20 protein-coding genes are annotated in these 17,319 nt (G+C 74.0%); 8 read left to right on the plus strand and 12 right to left on the minus strand.

What is annotated here, in order from left to right; translation table 11 throughout:
• Window positions 1-37 precede the first annotated feature (37 nt).
• Window positions 38-628, plus strand: a complete 591-nt coding sequence (locus AB0J53_RS34660; protein WP_219507666.1) for a TetR/AcrR family transcriptional regulator — start codon at window positions 38-40, stop codon at window positions 626-628.
• Here AB0J53_RS34660 and AB0J53_RS34665 read toward each other — a convergent pair.
• Complete coding sequence (locus AB0J53_RS34665) at window positions 615-1,076, minus strand: TipAS antibiotic-recognition domain-containing protein (protein WP_357587992.1); 462 nt, start codon at window positions 1,074-1,076, stop codon at window positions 615-617. The genes AB0J53_RS34660 and AB0J53_RS34665 overlap by 14 nt on opposite strands.
• A gap of 101 nt (window positions 1,077-1,177) precedes the next feature.
• Between AB0J53_RS34665 and AB0J53_RS34670 the strand changes: the two genes are divergently transcribed.
• The 3 genes from AB0J53_RS34670 to AB0J53_RS34680 all read left to right on the plus strand — a co-directional run bounded on the left by AB0J53_RS34670 (window position 1,178) and on the right by AB0J53_RS34680 (window position 4,861).
• Window positions 1,178-2,098 (plus strand): hypothetical protein, encoded by a 921-nt coding sequence (locus AB0J53_RS34670; protein ID WP_219507669.1) that lies wholly within the window; start codon window positions 1,178-1,180, stop codon window positions 2,096-2,098.
• Between the two features lie 109 nt (window positions 2,099-2,207).
• Window positions 2,208-2,972 (plus strand): ABC transporter ATP-binding protein, encoded by a 765-nt coding sequence (locus tag AB0J53_RS34675; protein WP_357587994.1) that lies wholly within the window; start codon window positions 2,208-2,210, stop codon window positions 2,970-2,972.
• On the plus strand, window positions 2,957-4,861 hold the full coding sequence (locus tag AB0J53_RS34680; RefSeq protein WP_364180164.1) for a hypothetical protein: 1,905 nt from the start codon (window positions 2,957-2,959) through the stop codon (window positions 4,859-4,861). Before AB0J53_RS34675 ends, AB0J53_RS34680 begins: the two co-directional genes overlap by 16 nt.
• Window positions 4,862-4,864: 3 nt before the next feature.
• Here the strand turns inward: AB0J53_RS34680 and AB0J53_RS34685 are convergent, their stop codons facing one another.
• The 5 genes from AB0J53_RS34685 to AB0J53_RS34705 all read right to left on the minus strand — a co-directional run bounded on the left by AB0J53_RS34685 (window position 4,865) and on the right by AB0J53_RS34705 (window position 9,279).
• Window positions 4,865-5,869: a MerR family transcriptional regulator gene (locus AB0J53_RS34685; RefSeq protein WP_364180166.1), complete on the minus strand. Its 1,005-nt coding sequence runs from the start codon at window positions 5,867-5,869 to the stop codon at window positions 4,865-4,867.
• A gap of 55 nt (window positions 5,870-5,924) precedes the next feature.
• Window positions 5,925-6,575, minus strand: a complete 651-nt coding sequence (locus AB0J53_RS34690; protein WP_364180168.1) for a HEAT repeat domain-containing protein — start codon at window positions 6,573-6,575, stop codon at window positions 5,925-5,927.
• Window positions 6,576-6,640: 65 nt separating this feature from the next.
• The gene (locus AB0J53_RS34695) at window positions 6,641-7,255 is read right to left on the minus strand and encodes a hypothetical protein (protein WP_364180170.1); all 615 of its coding nucleotides are present in this window, start codon (window positions 7,253-7,255) and stop codon (window positions 6,641-6,643) included.
• Window positions 7,256-7,284: 29 nt separating this feature from the next.
• Window positions 7,285-8,841, minus strand: a complete 1,557-nt coding sequence (locus AB0J53_RS34700; protein WP_364180172.1) for a carboxylesterase family protein — start codon at window positions 8,839-8,841, stop codon at window positions 7,285-7,287.
• A gap of 78 nt (window positions 8,842-8,919) precedes the next feature.
• On the minus strand, window positions 8,920-9,279 hold the full coding sequence (locus tag AB0J53_RS34705) for an SgcJ/EcaC family oxidoreductase (RefSeq protein WP_364180174.1): 360 nt from the start codon (window positions 9,277-9,279) through the stop codon (window positions 8,920-8,922).
• Between the two features lie 96 nt (window positions 9,280-9,375).
• Here AB0J53_RS34705 and AB0J53_RS34710 point away from each other — a divergent pair, with 96 nt between their 5' ends.
• Window positions 9,376-10,014 (plus strand): TetR family transcriptional regulator, encoded by a 639-nt coding sequence (locus AB0J53_RS34710; RefSeq protein ID WP_364180176.1) that lies wholly within the window; start codon window positions 9,376-9,378, stop codon window positions 10,012-10,014.
• A 9-nt stretch (window positions 10,015-10,023) separates the two neighbouring features.
• Here AB0J53_RS34710 and AB0J53_RS34715 read toward each other — a convergent pair whose 3' ends face one another.
• On the minus strand, window positions 10,024-10,590 hold the full coding sequence (locus AB0J53_RS34715; protein WP_308125861.1) for a TetR/AcrR family transcriptional regulator: 567 nt from the start codon (window positions 10,588-10,590) through the stop codon (window positions 10,024-10,026).
• 91 nt (window positions 10,591-10,681) lie between these two features.
• Here AB0J53_RS34715 and AB0J53_RS34720 point away from each other — a divergent pair, with 91 nt between their 5' ends.
• Window positions 10,682-11,116: a DUF6463 family protein gene (locus tag AB0J53_RS34720; RefSeq protein ID WP_219507688.1), complete on the plus strand. Its 435-nt coding sequence runs from the start codon at window positions 10,682-10,684 to the stop codon at window positions 11,114-11,116.
• Here the strand turns inward: AB0J53_RS34720 and AB0J53_RS34725 are convergent.
• On the minus strand, window positions 11,098-12,201 hold the full coding sequence (locus AB0J53_RS34725) for an FAD-dependent monooxygenase (RefSeq protein ID WP_364180179.1): 1,104 nt from the start codon (window positions 12,199-12,201) through the stop codon (window positions 11,098-11,100). The two genes, AB0J53_RS34720 and AB0J53_RS34725, sit on opposite strands and share 19 nt — an antisense overlap.
• Window positions 12,202-12,232: 31 nt before the next feature.
• Window positions 12,233-12,976, minus strand: a complete 744-nt coding sequence (locus AB0J53_RS34730) for a siderophore-interacting protein (protein ID WP_364180181.1) — start codon at window positions 12,974-12,976, stop codon at window positions 12,233-12,235.
• 106 nt (window positions 12,977-13,082) lie between these two features.
• Between AB0J53_RS34730 and AB0J53_RS34735 the strand changes: the two genes are divergently transcribed.
• Both AB0J53_RS34735 and AB0J53_RS34740 read left to right on the plus strand, forming a co-directional pair.
• Window positions 13,083-13,415, plus strand: coding sequence for a YnfA family protein (locus AB0J53_RS34735; protein ID WP_219507693.1), 333 nt, complete (start codon window positions 13,083-13,085; stop codon window positions 13,413-13,415).
• Window positions 13,416-13,495: 80 nt separating this feature from the next.
• Window positions 13,496-14,506 carry an ABC transporter substrate-binding protein gene (locus tag AB0J53_RS34740; RefSeq protein WP_364180184.1) on the plus strand — a complete coding sequence of 337 codons (1,011 nt, stop codon included), beginning with the start codon at window positions 13,496-13,498 and terminating at the stop codon, window positions 14,504-14,506.
• Between the two features lie 5 nt (window positions 14,507-14,511).
• Here AB0J53_RS34740 and AB0J53_RS34745 read toward each other — a convergent pair whose 3' ends face one another.
• The 3 genes from AB0J53_RS34745 to AB0J53_RS34755 all read right to left on the minus strand — a co-directional run bounded on the left by AB0J53_RS34745 (window position 14,512) and on the right by AB0J53_RS34755 (window position 17,270).
• Complete coding sequence (locus AB0J53_RS34745) at window positions 14,512-15,312, minus strand: transporter substrate-binding domain-containing protein (RefSeq protein ID WP_364180186.1); 801 nt, start codon at window positions 15,310-15,312, stop codon at window positions 14,512-14,514.
• Window positions 15,309-16,637: a hypothetical protein gene (locus AB0J53_RS34750; RefSeq protein WP_364180188.1), complete on the minus strand. Its 1,329-nt coding sequence runs from the start codon at window positions 16,635-16,637 to the stop codon at window positions 15,309-15,311. Before AB0J53_RS34750 ends, AB0J53_RS34745 begins: the two co-directional genes overlap by 4 nt.
• 117 nt (window positions 16,638-16,754) lie before the next feature.
• Entirely contained in the window at window positions 16,755-17,270 is a 516-nt protein-coding gene (locus AB0J53_RS34755) for a DinB family protein (RefSeq protein ID WP_219507699.1), read from the minus strand.
• Window positions 17,271-17,319: the final 49 nt, after the last annotated feature.

Here is a 17,319-nt window from a genome sequence, read left to right on the forward strand (position 1 = left end):
TAGTGGGCAACCGCCCACTCAACAAGGGGGACGCACGATGCCGACCGGTGTGGCCATTCGCGACGTGCGCGATCAGCTGTTCGACGCGGCCGAGCGCATCCTGCTCCGCGACGGGCCCAACGCGCTGACCAGCCGGGCGGTGACCACCGAGGCGGGCTGCGCCAAGGGCGTCCTGCACCGGCACTTCGCCGACTTCGACGCCTTCCTCGCCGAGTTCGTGCTCGACCGCGTCCACCGGATGGCCCCGCAGATCACCGCCCTGCGCGAGGCCGCGGGCACCGGGACCGTCGCCGGCAACCTCACGGCCGCGCTGTCGGCCCTGTTCGAGTCGGTCGCGGTGGCGATCGTCGCGCTCGTCGTCTTCCGCGACGAACTGCGCGCCCGGCTGCGCGAGACGTGGCCCGTCGGCATCCCGGTCCTGACGGAGGCCGCGACCATGCTGGCCGCCTACCTCGCCGCCGAACGCGAGCTGGGCCGCGTCGCCGCCGACGCCGACGTCGACACGCTCGGCGCCACGCTGATCGGCGCCGGCCACCTGCTCTACGCCGACCGCACCGGCGCCCGGCCCGAGCCGGACGCCGTGCACCGGATGGTGACCACGGTCGTCGGCGGCGTCACGCGCGGCTGAACCGCTCGGCGTTGGCGCGGATCGCCTCGCGCAGCCACTCGGCCGCGCCCGGCCGCGTGCCGGCCTCGATGCCCGCCCGGAAGCGCGGGTCGTCCACGTACAGCTCGCCCTTCAGCACGTGGAAGTCGTGCGTGGTGTCGTAGAACCAGCGGGAGATGTGCTGCCGCTGCGCCTCGGCCACGTCCATGGCCGCCTCGCCGGCCGGGTCGGCGCCCGCGTCCATCAGCTCCCGGATGCGCGCCTCGATCGCCGCGTTGTCGCTCTTGATCCGCTCCCAGTCCTCCTTGCCGTAGGTCGCGACCCGCTTCGCCGACTGCGCGTACGCCTCGGAGTCGCCCCACCGCTGCTCGACCTCGTCCAGGTACTCCTCTTCCCGGTCGGCCCACTCGCCCCAGACCTCACGCTTCTCCTCGGCGGTGAGGGGGGACGTCATCTTCTTCTTCGCCATGCCGGTGACCGTACGGACTCACGTCACGTGAGAGTCAAGCCGTCGTGTGACCTAATTTCTGAATTTCAATTTCTGGAAAACAGAAATGCTAGAGTGCGCCAATGACCGCCCCGGACGACGCCGTCACCGTGACCCCGTGCAAGCAGTGCGGAGCGGCGATCGAGCAGAAGCGGGGCCGGGGCCGGCCCAAGGAATACTGTCCGGGCCGCGACTGCCAGGCCACGGCCAAGCGCGAGCGGGAGCTGCGGCGGGCCACGCCGGGCCTGGAAGGGGCGCTGGCCAGGGCCGAGCAGCTCTACGAGCGGATGGAGAGCGGGCTCGCGGCGGCCATCGAGCCGCTGGCGCGGGCGCTGGCCGAGGAGCTGAGCCCCGCCGGGGTCGAGGCCCGGCTCAGCGCCGTGCAGGCGGAGGCCTACACGCGGGTGGCGATCGCGCGCACCGAGCGCGAGCAGGCATTCGAGCAGGTACGACTGGCCCGCGAGGCCACCGAGCACGCCCGGCGGCAGACGGCCGACATGCGGGTGCGGCTGGAGGAGGCCGAGGCCGAGCGTGACACCGCGCTGGCCGACGCCGAACGGGCCAGGGAGCAGGCGCTCGCCGCGCTGCGGGAGGCGGCCAGCACCGAGCGGCAGGCGTTGCAGGCCGCCGAGGAGGCGGGGCGGCGCGCGGAGGCGGCCGAGCGGCGGGCCGAGGAGGCGGCGCGGCACGTCGAGCTGGTCGAGCGGGCCAGGGATCAGGCCGTTCAGGAGCTGGCCGAGCGCGTCGAGGCGGCCCAGGCGCGTACCGAGGAGGCCCGGGCGCAGGCCGTACAGGCCGCCGAGGAGGCCGAGCGGGCGCGGCGGGAGAGCGAGCGCGCCCGGGAGGAGACGGCGGCGGCCGGGCGCGAGCGCGACCAGGTGCTGCTCGACCTGCGGCTGGAGCGGGCGCGGCTGGAAGATCTGCGGGCCGAGCTGGAGGCGTCCCGGGCGGAGGCCGAGCGGCTGCGCGAACGCGCGGTGGCGGCGGAGCTGCGCAACCGCTGACCACGGTGGATGGCACGGCACGTGCCGTATTGACACGAGCGGAACGCCGCCCGCACACTTGCCCTCGAAACGGTACGACACGTGCCGTTCAGAGCTTGAAGGGGAAGTCATGCGTGGCCATCCGCCGGCGCTGCGGCTCGCCGGCCTGTCCAAGACGTTCGGGCCCAAGCGCGCGGTCGACGCCCTCGACCTGGAGGTGCCCGACGGGTCGTTCTTCGGCCTCGTCGGGCCCAACGGGGCGGGCAAGACCACCTCCTTGTCCATGGCGATCGGCCTGCTGCGGCCGGACGCGGGCCGCGCCGAGATCTTCGGCGTCGACGTGTGGGCCGACGCGCCCGCCGCCAAGCGCCTCATCGGCGTCCTGCCCGACGGGCTCGCCCTGCCCGAACGGCTGACCGGCCGCGAGCTGCTGCGCTTCACCGGGCTGCTGCGCGGCATGGACCGCGCCGACGTCGACCGGCGCGCGGACGAGCTGCTGGCCGTCCTGGACCTGGACGGCGCCGGCCGCACGCTGGTGATGGAGTACTCGACCGGCATGCGCAAGAAGATCGGCCTGGCCACCGCGCTGCTGCACGCGCCGAGGCTGCTGGTGCTGGACGAGCCGCTGGAGGCGGTCGACCCCGTCTCGGCGGCGACGATCAAGGTCATCCTGCGCCGCTACGTCGAGGGCGGCGGGACGGTCGTGCTGTCCAGCCACGTCATGGCCGTGGTGGAGCAGCTCTGCGACCACGTGGCCGTGATCGCGTCCGGCCGGGTCGTGGCCGCCGGGCCGCTGGCGGCGGTGCGCGGCGGTCTGAGCCTGGAGGAGCGGTTCGTCAGCCTGGTCGGCGGCCAGCTGCCTGAGGTGGGGGAGCTGGCGTGGCTGGCGTCCTGATCCGGATGAAGCTGGCCGTCCTGCGCAACTCCATGACCGGCCCGCGCGCGGCCCAGATGATCACCGGCGGGCTGGTGGGGCTCGCGCTGGCCGCGGGCGTCCTGCTGCTGGCCGGACAGCACTACCCCGTCGCCGAGCTGCGGTTCGACCTCGTCGCCGCCGCGCTGGCCGTGTGGACGGCGGGCTGGCTGCTGGGCCCGGCGCTGTTCGGCGGCGGCGACGAGACGCTGCGCCCGGAGCACTTCGCGCTGCACTCGTTCACGCACCGCGCGCTGGCGACGGGGCTGGCCGCGACCGCGTTCGTCGGCGTCGCCCCCGTGGTCACGCTGGTGGCGCTCGCCGCGCTCGTGGTCGCGGGCGTCACGGCCGGGCTCGGCCCGGCGGCCGTCGCCGTCGGCGTGCTCGCCGCCGTGCTGCAGCTCGGCGGCACGGTCCTGGCGTCCAAGCTGGTCACCGCGCTGCTCGGCCAGGTCATGCGGTCGCGCACCGGAGCGGCGCTGGCCGGGTTCGTCAGCGCCGCCCTCCTGGCCGGGACGCACTCGGGCTGGGTGCTGTCGCCGCTGGTGGGGGAGGCGCTGCGCACCGGGTTCCCCCCGGCGTTCTCCGCCTGGGTGCATGCCCTGCCGTCCGGGTGGGGCCTGACCGCCGTCCGGGCGGCCGGGCGCGGCGACTGGCTCACCACGGCCGCGGCCCTCGCCGGACTGGCGGCGCTCGGCGTCGCCTGCCTGGCCGGCTGGTCGGTGCTGCTGCGCCGCCGGCTGACCACGCGCCGGGCGAGCGGGCGGCCCGTGCGCGCCTCCGCCGACCGGTGGGTACGCGGCCCGGTCACCGCCGTCGCCGCCCGCGAGCTGCGCACCTGGACCCGTGACCTGCTGCGCTTCCACCTCGCGTGCTTCGCGCTCGGCTACGCGATGGTGTTCTGCCTGCTGCCGCTGGCCGTCGGCGCGCCCGTCTTCCTGCCGTGGACCGGGCTGCTGTTCGCGCTGTGGACGGCCGCCGTGTCGGCCAACCTCTACGGCGAGGACGGCACCGAGCTGTGGGGCAAGCTGATGATTCCCGGCGCCGCCCGGCACGACGTCCGGGGCCGCCAGCTCGGCTGGCTGCTGGTCGCCGCGCCGCCCACCCTCGTCCTGACGATCGCCTTCACGGCGCTCTCCGGGCAGTACGCGCTGTGGCCGTGGCCGGCCGCGCTCGTCCCCGCGCTGCTGGGCGGCGGCGCCGGCGTGACCGTGCTCGTCTCGGTGCTGCGCCCGGTGCCGATGGCCGACCCGCACCGGCGCGGCGGCAACCTGCTGGACAACGGCACCGACTTCACCCAGGTGCTGCTGGTGCTGATCCTCACCGCGGCCTGTGCCGTGCCCGCCTTCTTCGCCGTACGCTTCGGTCCCGTGTGGGCGGGACCCGTGGTGGGCGTGGTGAGCGGCGCGGCGCTGGCCTGGCTGCTCGGCCGGGTCGCCGCGGCCGTCCTGGGCCGCACCGCGCCGGAGCTCCTCCACCTGCTGCGCACCGGCTCCCGGCCCGCCCGCCGCCGGCCGTCCCTGCCCCTGGTCCCGCCCCGGGTGACGGCGGCCCACCGGGTCCGGCCGCAGCGGCCCGACGCCTGGCTGGAACGGCTCGGGCTCGACCTGGCCCCGGCCGGGCGGCGCGCGTACGTGATCGTCAGCCTGACGCTGTGCTGGGTGCCGCTGGTGGCGCAGGGCGTCGTCCCCGCGCTCATGCTGTCCGGCGGCGCGGCCGAGCGGTCCTGGTTCCTGGCGCTGCACGTGCCCGACGGGCTGCGCTGGCCGGTCATCGCGGTGATGATCGCGCTGGGGCTCGTGCTGCTGGTCACCGGGCTGGCGACGGGGCTGTACTACCTGGCCAAGTCCCGGGTCCGCGCCGCGGGATGACCGTCAGGGGGCGTCGCGCAGGCCGAGGACGTAGGACGCGGTGAGCGCGACGGCGCGGTCTCCGTCCTGGGACAGCTCCGTCAGGGTCCGGGAGGCCACGGCGCCCGGGATGTCGGCGAGCGCCTGAGGCAGCCGCCGGCGTGCCGTCGGATCGACTCCCGCGGGGGCGAGGCGATCGGCGAGCATGGTGGCGATCCGGTCGGCCAGCGCGGGATCGGCCGCCAGCGCGCTCAGCGCGTCGGCCGCCTCGACGTCCTTCGTCCCCTCGACGACCATGTCGACGAGCGTCGGGACCGCGTCGGCCACCCCACGCGGCCCCAGGGCCAGGGCCGCGTGCCTGCGGACCACCGGGTCCGGGCTCGCCAGGGCGTCACGCAGCGGCGCGGCCGCCTCCTCGCCGGGAAGCTCGGCGAGGGACCGGACGGCGCGCTCGCGCACCTCGGCCGCCGGCGAGGACAGACCCTCGGCCAGCAGCGCCGGCCCGTCGCCGCCCGAGCGCGCCAGCGCCCAGCGCAGCGCGCCCGCGACGTGCGGGTTCGACTCGCTGAGCACCGCCTCGGCCAGCGCCTCCACCGGCACCGCCGCCTCCTGGACCGACGACAGGGCCGCGTGCTGCCGCCTCCCGGCGCTCTTCGAGCCCAGCGCCTGGAGGAGCGCGACGGCCTGGAGGACGTCCTCCCACCCCTCCGGCTCCGCCGCGCCGATCCGGCGCAGCCGCGTCAGCAGCTCCGTCTCGGCCGCGATGCGCTCCTGGGTCCGGCGGATGAGGTCGTCGACGAGCGCGTCCGGGGTGAAGTCGGGATCGTCGAGCGCGCGGCCGACGTCACGCAGCGACAGCCCCAGCGAGCGCAGGCTCTCGATGTGGAAGATCCGCCGGATGTCCTCGGCGGAGTACTCCCGGTAGCCGCCGCTGGTGCGGCCCGTCGGCCGCACCAGGCCGAGCGCGTCGTAGTGCCTGAGCATGCGCGCGCTGACCCCGGACCGTCGCGCCACCTCACCGATCAACACCGCCTGCGGCTCCTCCTCACCCTGTCGCTCCTGCTCACCCTCTCACTCCAGGCTGTCACTCCACGCCGAGCGCCACGGCGCGCTTGGCCTCCTCGATCGCGAACTCGAACCCGGCGTCGGGGTCGCGCAGCAGCAGCTCGGTGGCCGCCGCGTGCGTGCGCACCCGAGGGTCGGGGTCCGCCGCGGCGGCGCGCAGGGCCGGCTCGATCACCTCGCCGAGCGCCACCAGCGCCCGGCTGAGGCTCAGCTGCACCTCACGCCCGCCCCGCCCGAGCTGCGCGGCCAGCGCCACGGCCAGCTCCGGACACTCGTCCTCGGGCGCGAGCGCGACCGCCGCCCGCCAGGCGCTCCGCGCCACCTCGTCGTCGGCGTCGGCCAGCACCCGCGGCGTGATCGCCGGCCAGGCCCGCCGATCCCCGATCTTGGACAGGGTGTGCAGCGCCTGGCTGCGTGCCTGCGCCCGCTCCGAGCGTACTTCCTCGACCAGCACCGGGACCGTCAGCGACGCCGGATGGCGCGTGAGCGCCCACGTCAGCATCTCCCGCACCTGGAAGTCGGGCTCGACCGCGCACCGCTCGACGAGCGCGCCGACGAACCCCGGCTCAGGCGTCGTGCCGGCCGCCATCGCGGCCCGCAGGCGCACCGACGCACCGTCGTCCGCCAGCCCTCGCACGACCTGAACCGTAACCGTTTCCTGCAGCGGCATGGGGCCACCTCCTCGGCCCCAGTGAAGACCTTGTCACGGTGTCAAGGTCAACCGGGATCAAGCCCTCAGCCGGGCAGGCGCCACTTGCACAGCTTCTCGACACACAGCTCGGAGGTCGTCTTCCGGGGGTCCGGCGCCTTGATCGGCACCATGCCGCCCCACCGCTCGTAGCGGGTGTCGACGTGGACAATCTTCCCCACCAGCTCGTCGAGGCCGGCGGCAAGCGTGAACGTGCTCCGCACACCGCTGACCAGGCCCGAAGGGCTCAGCGTGAGAGTGTAGGAGACCCTCGTGTCCCCGTCCCAGCCGATGTGCGAGGCGTGCTCCGCCCACCGGGAGACCCGCTCGAGCTCCTTGAACGTGATCGCGCCGGTGACGGTGTCGCCGCTCCGCACCCCGTTCCTCAGCAGGGCGGCCAGCGTCGCGGGCTCGCCCGGGTTGACGAGCTGCTCGTCATACCCCAGCAGCTCGGTGTGCCAGAGGTGCGTCTGGTGGCGGTCCTTCCACCAGGTCGTGCCCTTCTTCAGCCACTTCCCCACAAGACCGCCGGAACGGTAGCTGGTGCCGCCGATGCGGTGGTTGAAGCCGATAGCCCGCTCGGGACCGTGCTCGCCGCCGGTGGCAGCGACGTCCAGGGCCTTGACGCGCCCCTGCGCCGGAGCTTGTCGCGGCCGGGTCACGTCGTGAGCACGGGCGGCACCCTGTTCCGTCAAGACCAGAGGCCGCAGTGGTGGGCGTTCTTCAGGTTGAACGGCCGTACCGCGCCGGGGGCGAGGCGGAGCGCACGGTCGGCGGCGTCCAGGCGGGGCCAGCGCGGGCTGCCCGGCCCGTTGGGGTCGCCGGTCCTGACGAACCCGGCCCAGTAGCCGACGAGCCGGTCGGCCAGGCGCCGCTGCCCGGGGCTGAGCCGCGGGGAGTCGGGAAAGTCGAACAGGTAGAAGGTCTCCGCGCCGTGCGCCGTGGCGGGGCGGACGTGGTCGGGCAGTGGGTTGCCGCCGGGCGTGGGGGCCGAGGGGTCGGCGAAGACGTACGCCCAGGCAGGCGCCTTTCTCGCGTGCTCGCGGCCCGACTTCCACGACGGGCAGATCCAGCCGCTGTCGCTGAACACGCGGGCGGTCGCCGCCGTGGGGGAGGGGAAGCGGCGCAGCGGGTAGCGCCGTTCGACCCGGGGCGCGGCGTCGGCGAAGGCGGTCCTGAGCAGGGCCGGGTACTGGCGGGCGGTGACGCCTCCCGGGCGGGTGGCCAGGGTGAACTCGACGTGTTCGTCAAGGGTGTTGCCCTGCAGCAGCGGCACGGCCGCCTGCCCGCCCGCGGAGAACACCCGGGCGGGCTCGCGCGGGACGAGGCGGGTCCCGTACGCGAGCAGCGGGAAGCGGGCGGTGTGCGGCAGCAGCTCGGCGGTGCTCCTGCGGCGCAGGCAGGCCATGTCGGCGCAGCCCAGCTCCCCGGCCAGGGCCTGCCCGGCGGACTGGATCGTCTCGATCGGGTGCCAGGAGGAGATCGCGGGCATGCCCTCGCCCATCGCTCCGGCGGGGTGCTCGGTGCGGCACGAGCCGCTCTGGACGATCGCCCGGTGGAACAGGCCGCGGGCGGCCGGTGAGGTCATGAGGGTGCACGCGCTCATGCCCCCGGCCGAGGCGCCGGCGAGGGTGACCGCGCCGGGGTCGCCGCCGAACGCGGCGATGTTGGCCCGCACCCAGCGCAGCGCCGCCACCTGGTCCTGGAGGCCGAAGTTGCCGGTCCTGCCGAGCTCGGGGTGGGCGAAGAAGCCGAACACGCCGAGCCGGTAGTTGACGGTCACGACCACGAGGTCGCCGGTCGTGACCAGCCGGGCCGGGTCGTAGATGGAGCCGGCGCCGGTGACGAACCCCCCGCCGGGCAGCCAGACCATGACGGGCCGGTTCTTCCCGGGGCGGGCCGGTGCGGTCACCTCCACGGTCAGGCAGTCCTCGCTCTGCGGGACGCCTTCCGGCATGTCGGGCGCGGAGGGCTGCGGGCACGCCGGTCCGGCTGTCGTCGCGTCGCGGACGCCGGGCCAGGGGCTCGCCGGCGCCGGTGGCCGCCAGCGCCGGTCGCCGACGGGCGGGGCGGCGTACGGGATGCCGCGGAAGCGGCGGACCCCGTCCTGGGCCGTGCCCCGCACCGCGCCCGTCACCGTCACGGCGACGGGGGCGGGGGCGGTGGGCGCGGCCGGGGAGGCCGCGGCGGCCTGTGGCCCGAGGACGAGGGGCAGCAGGCCGACGGCCAGCGCTGCGACGTGCTTCATGGACGTGTCTCCCCTTGTTTCGTGGTTCGATCGAACCATAACAGGGTTTATGGTGCGATCGAACCACAAGGCCGGGAGCTAGACGATCGGTGTCGTCTGGGCCAGCGCGATCAGCCACCGGCCGTCCTCCTTGACCAGCACGAACGTCAGCGCGCCACGCCTGCCGTCGTTGACGTGCTTGACCAGGTTGGCCAGCGCCACGTCCTCCCGCAGGAAGGTGACGTCCAGCAGCTCGTTCGTCGTGAGGACGTCCTTCAGCGGGCTGCGCAGCGCCTTGGCCATGACCTCGCGCACCTGCTCGCGGCCCCGCAGCCGGATGCCGGTGAAGTTGACGAGCGACACGTCCTCGGTCAGCAGTCCGGTGAAGCCGTCCACGTCGTTCTGCAGCTTCTCGGCGTCGCGGACGACCTGCTCGATCGCGGCCCTCTCGGTGTTCATGTCCGTCTCCTCAGCAATGGCGGAGCGATTCGCTCCGGTTCGACCGCGACGTTACACCGGAGTGAATCGCTCCGCAAGTCTGCTAGGATCACAGCGGTGACCAGCCGCACCGATCGCGCCGCGCGCAACGACCGGGCGCTTCTCGAAGCCGCCCGCGCCGTCCTGGCCGAGGACGGCGCGCACGCCTCCGTCGCCGCCATCGCCGCCCGGGCGGGCGTCGGCATCGGCAGCCTCTACCGGCGCTACCGGACCAAGGAGGAGCTGTTCCAGCGGCTCGCCGTGCTGTCACTGGAGCACTGGAACGAGGCCGCCGAAGAGGGCCTGGCCGATCCCGACCCGTGGGCGGGGCTGGCCGGATTCGTCACCGCGTGCGTGGAGTTCGGCCAGGGCACGCTGGCCCCGATCGCCGGAGCCGTCGAGGTGAGCGACGAGATGGACGCCGCGTCGCGCCGCGGCGACGACCTGCTCGACGCCCTGGTGCGGCGCGCCCAGGACGCCGGGGTGCTGCGCCCTGACGTCGCCGCAGTCGACGTCGCCCTGCTGATCGAGCAGCTCGGCCGCTCCCCGCTGGTGGATCAGCTCCGCAAGCAGGGCAGGGACGACCTGCTTCCCGCCGCCGTCCGGGCCCGCGCCCGCCTGGTCGCGATCGCGCTCGACGGGCTGCGCCCCGGCGCCCCCGGCGGCCTGCCCGGCGACCCGCCGGGCGAGGAGCTGTTCACGGGCCGCTGGGCCTGACCGTCACGCTCACGACGGCGGGCGCAGCAGGTGCTCGCCGGCCAGGTGGACGGCTTCGAGCGTGCTGTAACCGGGGTGGTCCACGGCCATGAAGTAGCGCCCGATCGCCAGCGAGAACGCCAGGATGCTGCGCGCCTCGACCTCCCTGGGGTCGGCGACGAAGGCCCCGAACATCTCGCGCAGGAAGTCCATGCGCTCGTTGTCCACGCGCCGCAGCCGCGCGGCGACGGCCTCGTCATGCCGCGCCCAGGCCCGGACCGCGAGATCGACCCGGTGGAAGTCGTCCGTGAAGGTGAGCTGGCCGACCCGGCGGATGCGGTCGGCCGGGTCGCCGCCCTCGGCTTCGGCCTGGGCGATGAGCTCGCGGGTGCAGCTGCGCTCCCACTCGTCCAGCATCTCCGCCAGCAGCGCGGGCCGGCCGTCGAAGTAGCCGTAGAACCCGCCCTTGGTCACGCCGAGCGTGGCGGCCAGCGTCTCGACGCGCACCGCGTCGGGGCCGCCGCGGGCGAGCGCTTCGAGGCCCGCCTCGATCCAGCGGGCCCGGGTCGTGCGTGGTGTGGCGGGGATCGCAGCCACCTCCGTTGATCGCGTCCGGGTTTGTACGTTACCGTACACATCGTTCTGTACGGCTCCGTATAGATCACGGCCACCGGAAGGGGACGTCACGATGGACTCCACGAAGCCGCTGCTCCGCTGGGCGAGCGGGATCATGGTCGTGCTGGGCGCGGGGCACCTGACGCTGCTGGCGCTCATCGCGTGGGACGACATCACCGGCTGGGCGAGCCGGGGGCTGTGGGCGGCCGTCCCGCTCGCGCTCACCGGCGGCGGCGCCGCCCCGACCGTCGGGTCACTGCAGAACGAGGTCACCTTCTGGGCGGGCCCCGGCAGCTTCAGCGTCCCGCTGATCCTGCTCGGCTGCCTGATCTGGCGCCTGGCCGGACGCGGCGTGCCCGTGCCCGCCTGGGCCGGCTGGGGACTCGCCGCCTGGTGCGCGGTGGGCGGGATCCTGCTCGTGCCGTCGCCGTACGTCGCGGGGGTCGTCGCCGGGCTCCTCGTCGTCGTGGCGGCGCGCAAGGGCGCGCGTCACGGCGTCCACGTGTAGGTCGGCACGATCGAGCGCTCGAAGAACGCGTCGGGCAGGCGCGGGAGCGCCAGGTCACGCAGGGCCGTCAGGGGACCGGAGGTCCAGTGCGCGGGCGCCCCGGCCTGGCGCGAGAGGCGGACGATCTTCTGGGTGCGCGGCCTGCGGACCCGGTCGTACTCCGCCAGCCCGGCGCGTACGCCCCGGGTGTCGACGGCGGCGGCGAGCGTGACCGCGTCCTCCAGCGCCTGGCAGGCGCCCTGGCCGAGGTTGGGCGCCATGGCGTGCGCCGCGTCGCCGAGGAGCGCGGCCCGGCCCTGGACGTAGGAGGGGAGGCCGGGCAGCTCGTAGGTGTCGTGCTGCAGCACGGTCTCCGGGTCGGCGTCGGCCAGCAGGGCGGGGATGGGGTCGTGCCAGCCGGCGAAGCGCTCGCGCAGGTGGTCGAGGCCGTGACGGGAGCTGGCCGGGGCGTTGGCCATCAGGTAGCAGTAGACGCTGCCGTCGGGCATCGGCTGGTGCCCGAACCGCTGCCCCTCGCCCCACGTCTCCACGCTGCCCTCGATGGGCCGGGGCGCGACGATGAGCCGCCAGGTGGTGTATCCGACGTAACGCGGCCCGCGCAGGCGCGGCCAGAGGGAGCGCCGGGTGACGCTGCGCACGCCGTCGGCGCCCACGACCAGGTCCGCCGTGGAGGCGCCGCCGCTGTGGGCCACCGTGCCGTCGGGCCCGACGTGCCGCACGTCGACCCCGGCGCGCAGCGCCTCGCCCGGCAGGGCGGAGCACAGCAGGGCGACCAGGTCGGCGCGGTGCACGATCACCCACTGGCCGAACCTGCGCTTCAGGTCGGCGGTGTCGTTGCGGATCAGCCAGCTCCCGCTCGCGTGCCGCACGCCGGCGAGGGGTTCGGCCTGGCCGCCGGCGCGCAGCGTGTCTCCCAGGCCGAGCACGTCCAGCGCGCGCAGGCCGTTGGGCTGGATCGACAGCCCCGCGCCGACCTCGGTGAACGCGGGGGCGCGTTCGAGGACCTCCACCTGCCAGCCGCGCTGGTGGAACGCCACGGCGGCGGTGAGGCCGCCGATGCCGCCACCCACGATGATCACTTTCATGGTCTCTCCTTGACGTCGAGGTCGGTAAGGGTCAGTGCAGGCCCCGTTTGCCGGGGGCCCAGAACGGTTTGACCTTGATCGAGGTGCGCGGCCAGCCACGCTCGCGGACCAGGTGGTCGCGCACCATCTGGCAGGTCCTGGCCTCACCGGCCACGTAGGCGGCCCCGGCGTCGCCCGGCAGGTCCAGCTCCGCCACGGCCGCGAGCAGCACGCGGGAGGAGGCGGCCGGCGCGCCGTGCCGGTGGACGCGGCGCAGCGGCGGGTCGCCCGGCATCGGCAGGTCGTGCTCGGGGCCTTCGCTCTCCAGCACGCCGAACACCGCGGCCGAGCCGTCCAGCCCGGCGATCATCGGCCCGAAGGCGGCGCCGGCCGTCTCGTCGCCGACGAACACGTGGAAGTCCGCCTCGCGGGTGAAGAAGTCGCCCTGCGGCCACCAGAACGTCACCCGGTCGCCCGGCCGGACCGCCCGGGCCCACTCCAGGCCGATGCCGTCGCCGTCGTACAGGTGGATCCGCAGTTCCAGGGCGCGGCGGCCGGGGGAGAGCTCCCAGATCGTGTACGTGCGCAGCGTGTCGGCCGGGCGCATGATCCCCGCCACGGAGAGCGGGTCCTTGAGCTGGATCCTGACGTGCTGGCCAGGGGTGTAGGGGAAGTCCACGGGCCGGTCGGTCTCGAGGCGCACGCGCCGCATCGTGGGCGTGACGTGCTCGGCGACGGCGACGGTCGCCTCCGTGGCGTACTTGCCGAAGACGGCGGCCAGAGGGTTGCGCGGCATGTCAGGAGTCCTCCTGGAGAGCCCGTAAATTTGCTTAGAGTCATTAAGGAAACATAGATGCCCTAGAATGTCAACGCGGTGCCGACGATGCGGTCTACTGGCCCGCATGACCGTCGCGCGTTCTCTGTTGCTGTTCGCCCTGGCCGCCCTCGCCGAGATCGGCGGGGCCTGGCTGATCTGGCAGGGCGTGCGCGAGCAGCGGGGCCTGCTGTGGATCGGGGCCGGCGTCGTCGCGCTCGGCCTGTACGGGTTCGTCGCGACGTTGCAGCCGGACGCGAACTTCGGCCGCATCCTCGCCGCGTACGGCGGCGTCTTCGTCGCCGGGTCGCTCGCGTGGGGGATGGCCGTCGACGGCTTCCGGCCCGACCGGTGGGACGTCATCGGCGCGCTCGTCTGCCTGGCGGGCGTCCTGGTGATCATGTACGCGCCGCGTGGCTGAGACCGGTTGCGCGGGGCTCGCCGCGGAGTGTCGAATGGGAGCGGCACCCGCGCAACACCGGCGAACCGTGGGGAGACGCGATGAGGCCGTTGGCCATCGCCCTGGTGGCGGTCCTGCTGGCCGCCGGGTGCTCGGCGCAGCGCCGGGACAAGATCACGGTCGCGTGCGGGGCGAGCGAGCGGTGGTGCTCGATGATGGTCAAGCGGTTCTCCGACGCCACCGGCGTGGAGGCCGACTTCGTCCGGCTGTCGAGCGGGGAGGCGCTGGAGCGGATCCGGTCGGCCCGGGCGCGGCAGGAGTTCGACGTGTGGCACGGCGGTCCGGCGGACTCGTACGTGGCGGCCAAGGGTGAGGGATTACTGGAGCCGTACAAGTCCGAAAAATCCGCAGAAATTCGGGACGGGTGGGTCGACCCCGAGCACGCCTGGAGCGGCGTCTACGCCGGCGTGCTCGCCTTCTGCAACAACACCGAGGAGCTGGCCAGGCGCGGCCTGAAGCCGGTCCGCTCCTGGACGGACCTGCTGGACGAGCGGCTGCGCGGCGGCGTCGCCATCGCCCACCCGGCCACCTCCGGCACCGCCTACACCGCCCTGTGGACCCAGGCGCTGCTCAACGGCGGCGACCAGGACGCCGCGCTCGCCTACATGCGCCGGCTCCACCCGAACGTGCTGCGCTACAACGCCTCCGGCAGCGCGGCGGCCGTGCAGGCGGCCAAGGAGGAGGCGGCGGTCGGCGTCGTCTTCTCCCACGACTGCGTCGCCGCCCAGGAGCAGGGCTACCCGAACCTGGAGGTGACCTTCCCCCAGGAGGGCACCGGCTACGAGCTCGGCGGCCTGGCCGTGCTGGCCGGGGCGCACAACCCCGCTGGCGCGCGCGCGTACGTCGACTGGGCGCTCAGCGGCGCCTCCCAGCGGCTCGGACCGCTCGTGCGGTTCTACGCGCTGCCCACCAACACCGAGGTGCCCGCCCACTCCAAGGCCGCGGACCCGGCGGCCGTCAAGCTCGTCCCCTACGACGTCGAAGCCGCCGGCCGCGCCAAGCAGTCACTCGTCGCCAGGTTCGGCGCCGAGGTCGCCGAGCCACCCGCCTGAACCGGCTAGGAGCAGCCCTCGAACTGGGGGACGGCGATCACCGACAGGTCGATGCCCGACCTGCCGAACCACTTGTCCAGCAGCATGTGGGCGGTGCCGTCCTGGTACATCTGGGTGATCGCCCGGTTGAGCTCCTCGCAGCCGTCGACGTCGCCCTTGCGCACGCCGATCGAGGTGCGCTGCTCGTTGAACGTCGCGCCCACCAGGTGCAGGTCGACGCCCGGCTTGGTGAGCAGCCCCGCCAGGATCTGGGCGTTGGTGGAGATGGCGTCGATCCGGCCGTCCTCGATCATGTCCAGGCAGACGTTGTAGTCGGGCGCCTCGACGGGGATCGCCCGGACCCGGCGCTCGCCGACGATCCGCTGGGCGATGTTCGTGCCGCGCACCCAGCAGATCCTGCGCCCCTCCAGGTCCCGTACGTCGCGGATGGCGTCCTTGTCGGCGGGGCGGACCGCGATGTCCTGGAAGTCGACGTGGTACGGCCCGGCGAAGTCGATCACCTTCTTGCGCTCCGGGGTGACCGACATGTGGGCGAAGACCAGGTCGGCGCGGCCACCGGTCAGCACGGTGAGCTGGTCGCCCGCGGTGATCTCCAGCCAGCGGATCCGCTTGCCCAGCCGGGAGACCAGGTCCTCGGCCACGTCGATGTTGAAGCCGTGGTAGGCGCCGTCCGGCCCCTTGAAGCTGATCAGCGGCACGTCGGAGCGGATGGCGACGACCACCTCGTCCTTGTCCACGAGCGATTCCGGCCGCGCCGTGCCGCAGGCGGTGAGGAGCAGGAGCAGGCAGATCAGCAGTCGTCTCACCGGTACTCCCTGAGTCGTGGCCACACGCCGGCCAGGACGAGCAGGGCGCCGGCGGCCAGCCCGGCGGGGACCAGCCGCCACAGCGTCTCCAGCGCCCCGTCGCCGCTGTCGATGGCCCGCTCGAAGTCGGACTCGTGCCGCCGGACCAGTTCCTCCAGCACCTTGTCGTAGCCCTCGTACGCCTGGGTGAGCTCGCCGTCCCAGAACTTGATCGCCGCCGCGCCCGACATGCCGCGCATCCGCGCGTCGGCCTGCTGGAACCTCTGGTAGGCGGTGAACAGCCTGGTCCGGTCCGCGCCGGTCACGCCGCCGAGCAGGCCCTGGAAGCCCGGGCCGAGCCTGCTCTGGTAGTCGGGCAGGCTCGTGGACTCGACGGCGGCGATCGCCCGCGCCTTGTCGAGGAAGGTGTGCTCGTAGGTGTCCTTGCGCCCGGGGTCGAGCAGGTAGCGGCTCTGGTCGCCGTGCATGCTCCTGCTGATCGCCCGCGCCCTGGTCAGCGTCAGGACCGCGTCGAACCCGCCGCGCTTGGCCTCCTCCAGCGCCCGGCCCTGCCGCTCGATCAGGACGGCGCCGGTCACCAGCCCGGCCGCGCCCAGCACGGTCGCGACCACCAGGGCCGGCGCGAACACCCTGCGGAACCTGCGCGTCAGGTAGGTCTGCAGGCCCACCAGGCAGGCGAGCGCGAGCAGCCCGGTGACGACGACCGCGGTGCGGGCCAGCGCGGTGGCCGACCGCTCGGCGTCGTGCGCCCGCCGCACGATCGTGCCCGTCTCCAAGGTCAGGTTGTACGCCTTGGGCAGCAGCTCGCGGTGCATGAGGTCGGTGGCCCGCTGGTAGGCGGCGACCACGGGGGCGGGCGGCTGACCAGCGGTGTGCCCGGACTGCCGGTCGAGCAGCCGGGCCTCGGCCGCCAGCCGTTCGTAGCGGCCCAGCCCCTCGATCAGCGCCTCGACCGTACGCTGCTCGGTGGGGTTGTCCAGGGCCAGCCGGTAGGCCTTGAGCAGGCTTTCGGAGATCTCCAGCCGCCGCTGGTCGTAGGCGGTCAGGTCGGCCTGCTGCTGCGGGCCGTACTCCCTGCCCAGCAGCAGCGTCTCGGCCACCAGCGCGTCCATCTCGGACATCTGCCGATACAGGCCGGTGGTGGCGAGAACCTGCGGCCCGGCGTCATGCCCGATCGTGCGCAGGCTGGCGCCCGTGCTGGCCGCGCCGGCCAGGATCGCGGTCAGCAGCAGCGCCAGCGACAGCAGCGACAGGCCGGCGAGGGTGCGCACCCGCCTGGGGACCGCCACCGCGCGCCGGACCGGCGGCGTCACCGTCACCGTCATGGGCGGCTCCGGCGGGCGTCGTCAGGAACCTGGCCGTGCACCGCGCCTCCCGGGATCGGCTCGTGCTGCCAGTCGAGCATGAACGCGCGCGCCGCCGGTCCGCAAGAGGCGTCCGCGTCAGTAGTAGCCCTTGGTCCCGTCGACGAGCTCGCGGACGGTGTCGAGGTGGCCGGCGTGGCGGGCGGTCTCCTCGACCATGTGGATGAGCATCCAGCGCAGGCTGGCGGCGGCGGAGCGGAAGTCGGGATGCTTGCCCACGTCGTCCAGGGAGTGCGCGGCGATGATCTCGTTCGACACGGCGCACTGCCGCTCGTACTCCTCCAGCAGGCGGGCCAGCGGGACGTCGTCGACCATCATGTCGGCGTCCTCGGGACCGTCCTCGTCGAACTGCGGGCCGACGGCCGGGCCGCCCATGAACAGCACCTCGAACCAGCAGTGCTCGACCCAGCGCAGGTGCGACACCAGACCGGCCACGGTCATCAGCGGCGAGTCCGGCAGGACCGGGCGGTGCGCGTCCTCCTCGGAGAGGCCCTCGCACTTCCAGTGGACGATGGCGCGCTGCATGTCGAGCCAGCCGACGAGCTGGGTGCGCTCGTCCGCGACGAAGGGGGGCCTGGTGCGTGAGGGTGTCATGGGTCTGGACGCTACTGCGTCCGCATCGCCCGGCGCATCCTGATATCGC

The organism is Nonomuraea sp. NPDC049725 (assembly GCF_040674795.1).
GTDB lineage: Bacteria > Actinomycetota > Actinomycetes > Streptosporangiales > Streptosporangiaceae > Nonomuraea > Nonomuraea ceibae.

Excerpts from the sequence above, each read along its gene's own strand:
- AB0J53_RS34720 (WP_219507688.1), top strand. The coding sequence starts at position 10,682 with ATGGACTCCACGAAGCCGCTGCTCCGCTGGGCGAGCGGGATCATGGTC.
- AB0J53_RS34665 (WP_357587992.1), bottom strand. The coding sequence starts at position 1,076 with ATGGCGAAGAAGAAGATGACGTCCCCCCTCACCGCCGAGGAGAAGCGT.
- AB0J53_RS34725 (WP_364180179.1), bottom strand. The coding sequence starts at position 12,201 with ATGAAAGTGATCATCGTGGGTGGCGGCATCGGCGGCCTCACCGCCGCC.
- AB0J53_RS34690 (WP_364180168.1), bottom strand. The coding sequence starts at position 6,575 with ATGCCGCTGCAGGAAACGGTTACGGTTCAGGTCGTGCGAGGGCTGGCG.
- AB0J53_RS34705 (WP_364180174.1), bottom strand. The coding sequence starts at position 9,279 with ATGAACACCGAGAGGGCCGCGATCGAGCAGGTCGTCCGCGACGCCGAG.
- AB0J53_RS34735 (WP_219507693.1), top strand. The coding sequence starts at position 13,083 with ATGACCGTCGCGCGTTCTCTGTTGCTGTTCGCCCTGGCCGCCCTCGCC.
- AB0J53_RS34670 (WP_219507669.1), top strand. The coding sequence starts at position 1,178 with ATGACCGCCCCGGACGACGCCGTCACCGTGACCCCGTGCAAGCAGTGC.
- AB0J53_RS34740 (WP_364180184.1), top strand. The coding sequence starts at position 13,496 with ATGAGGCCGTTGGCCATCGCCCTGGTGGCGGTCCTGCTGGCCGCCGGG.
- AB0J53_RS34730 (WP_364180181.1), bottom strand. The coding sequence starts at position 12,976 with ATGCCGCGCAACCCTCTGGCCGCCGTCTTCGGCAAGTACGCCACGGAG.
- AB0J53_RS34700 (WP_364180172.1), bottom strand. The coding sequence starts at position 8,841 with ATGAAGCACGTCGCAGCGCTGGCCGTCGGCCTGCTGCCCCTCGTCCTC.
- AB0J53_RS34755 (WP_219507699.1), bottom strand. The coding sequence starts at position 17,270 with ATGACACCCTCACGCACCAGGCCCCCCTTCGTCGCGGACGAGCGCACC.
- AB0J53_RS34675 (WP_357587994.1), top strand. The coding sequence starts at position 2,208 with ATGCGTGGCCATCCGCCGGCGCTGCGGCTCGCCGGCCTGTCCAAGACG.
- AB0J53_RS34750 (WP_364180188.1), bottom strand. The coding sequence starts at position 16,637 with ATGACGGTGACGGTGACGCCGCCGGTCCGGCGCGCGGTGGCGGTCCCC.
- AB0J53_RS34660 (WP_219507666.1), top strand. The coding sequence starts at position 38 with ATGCCGACCGGTGTGGCCATTCGCGACGTGCGCGATCAGCTGTTCGAC.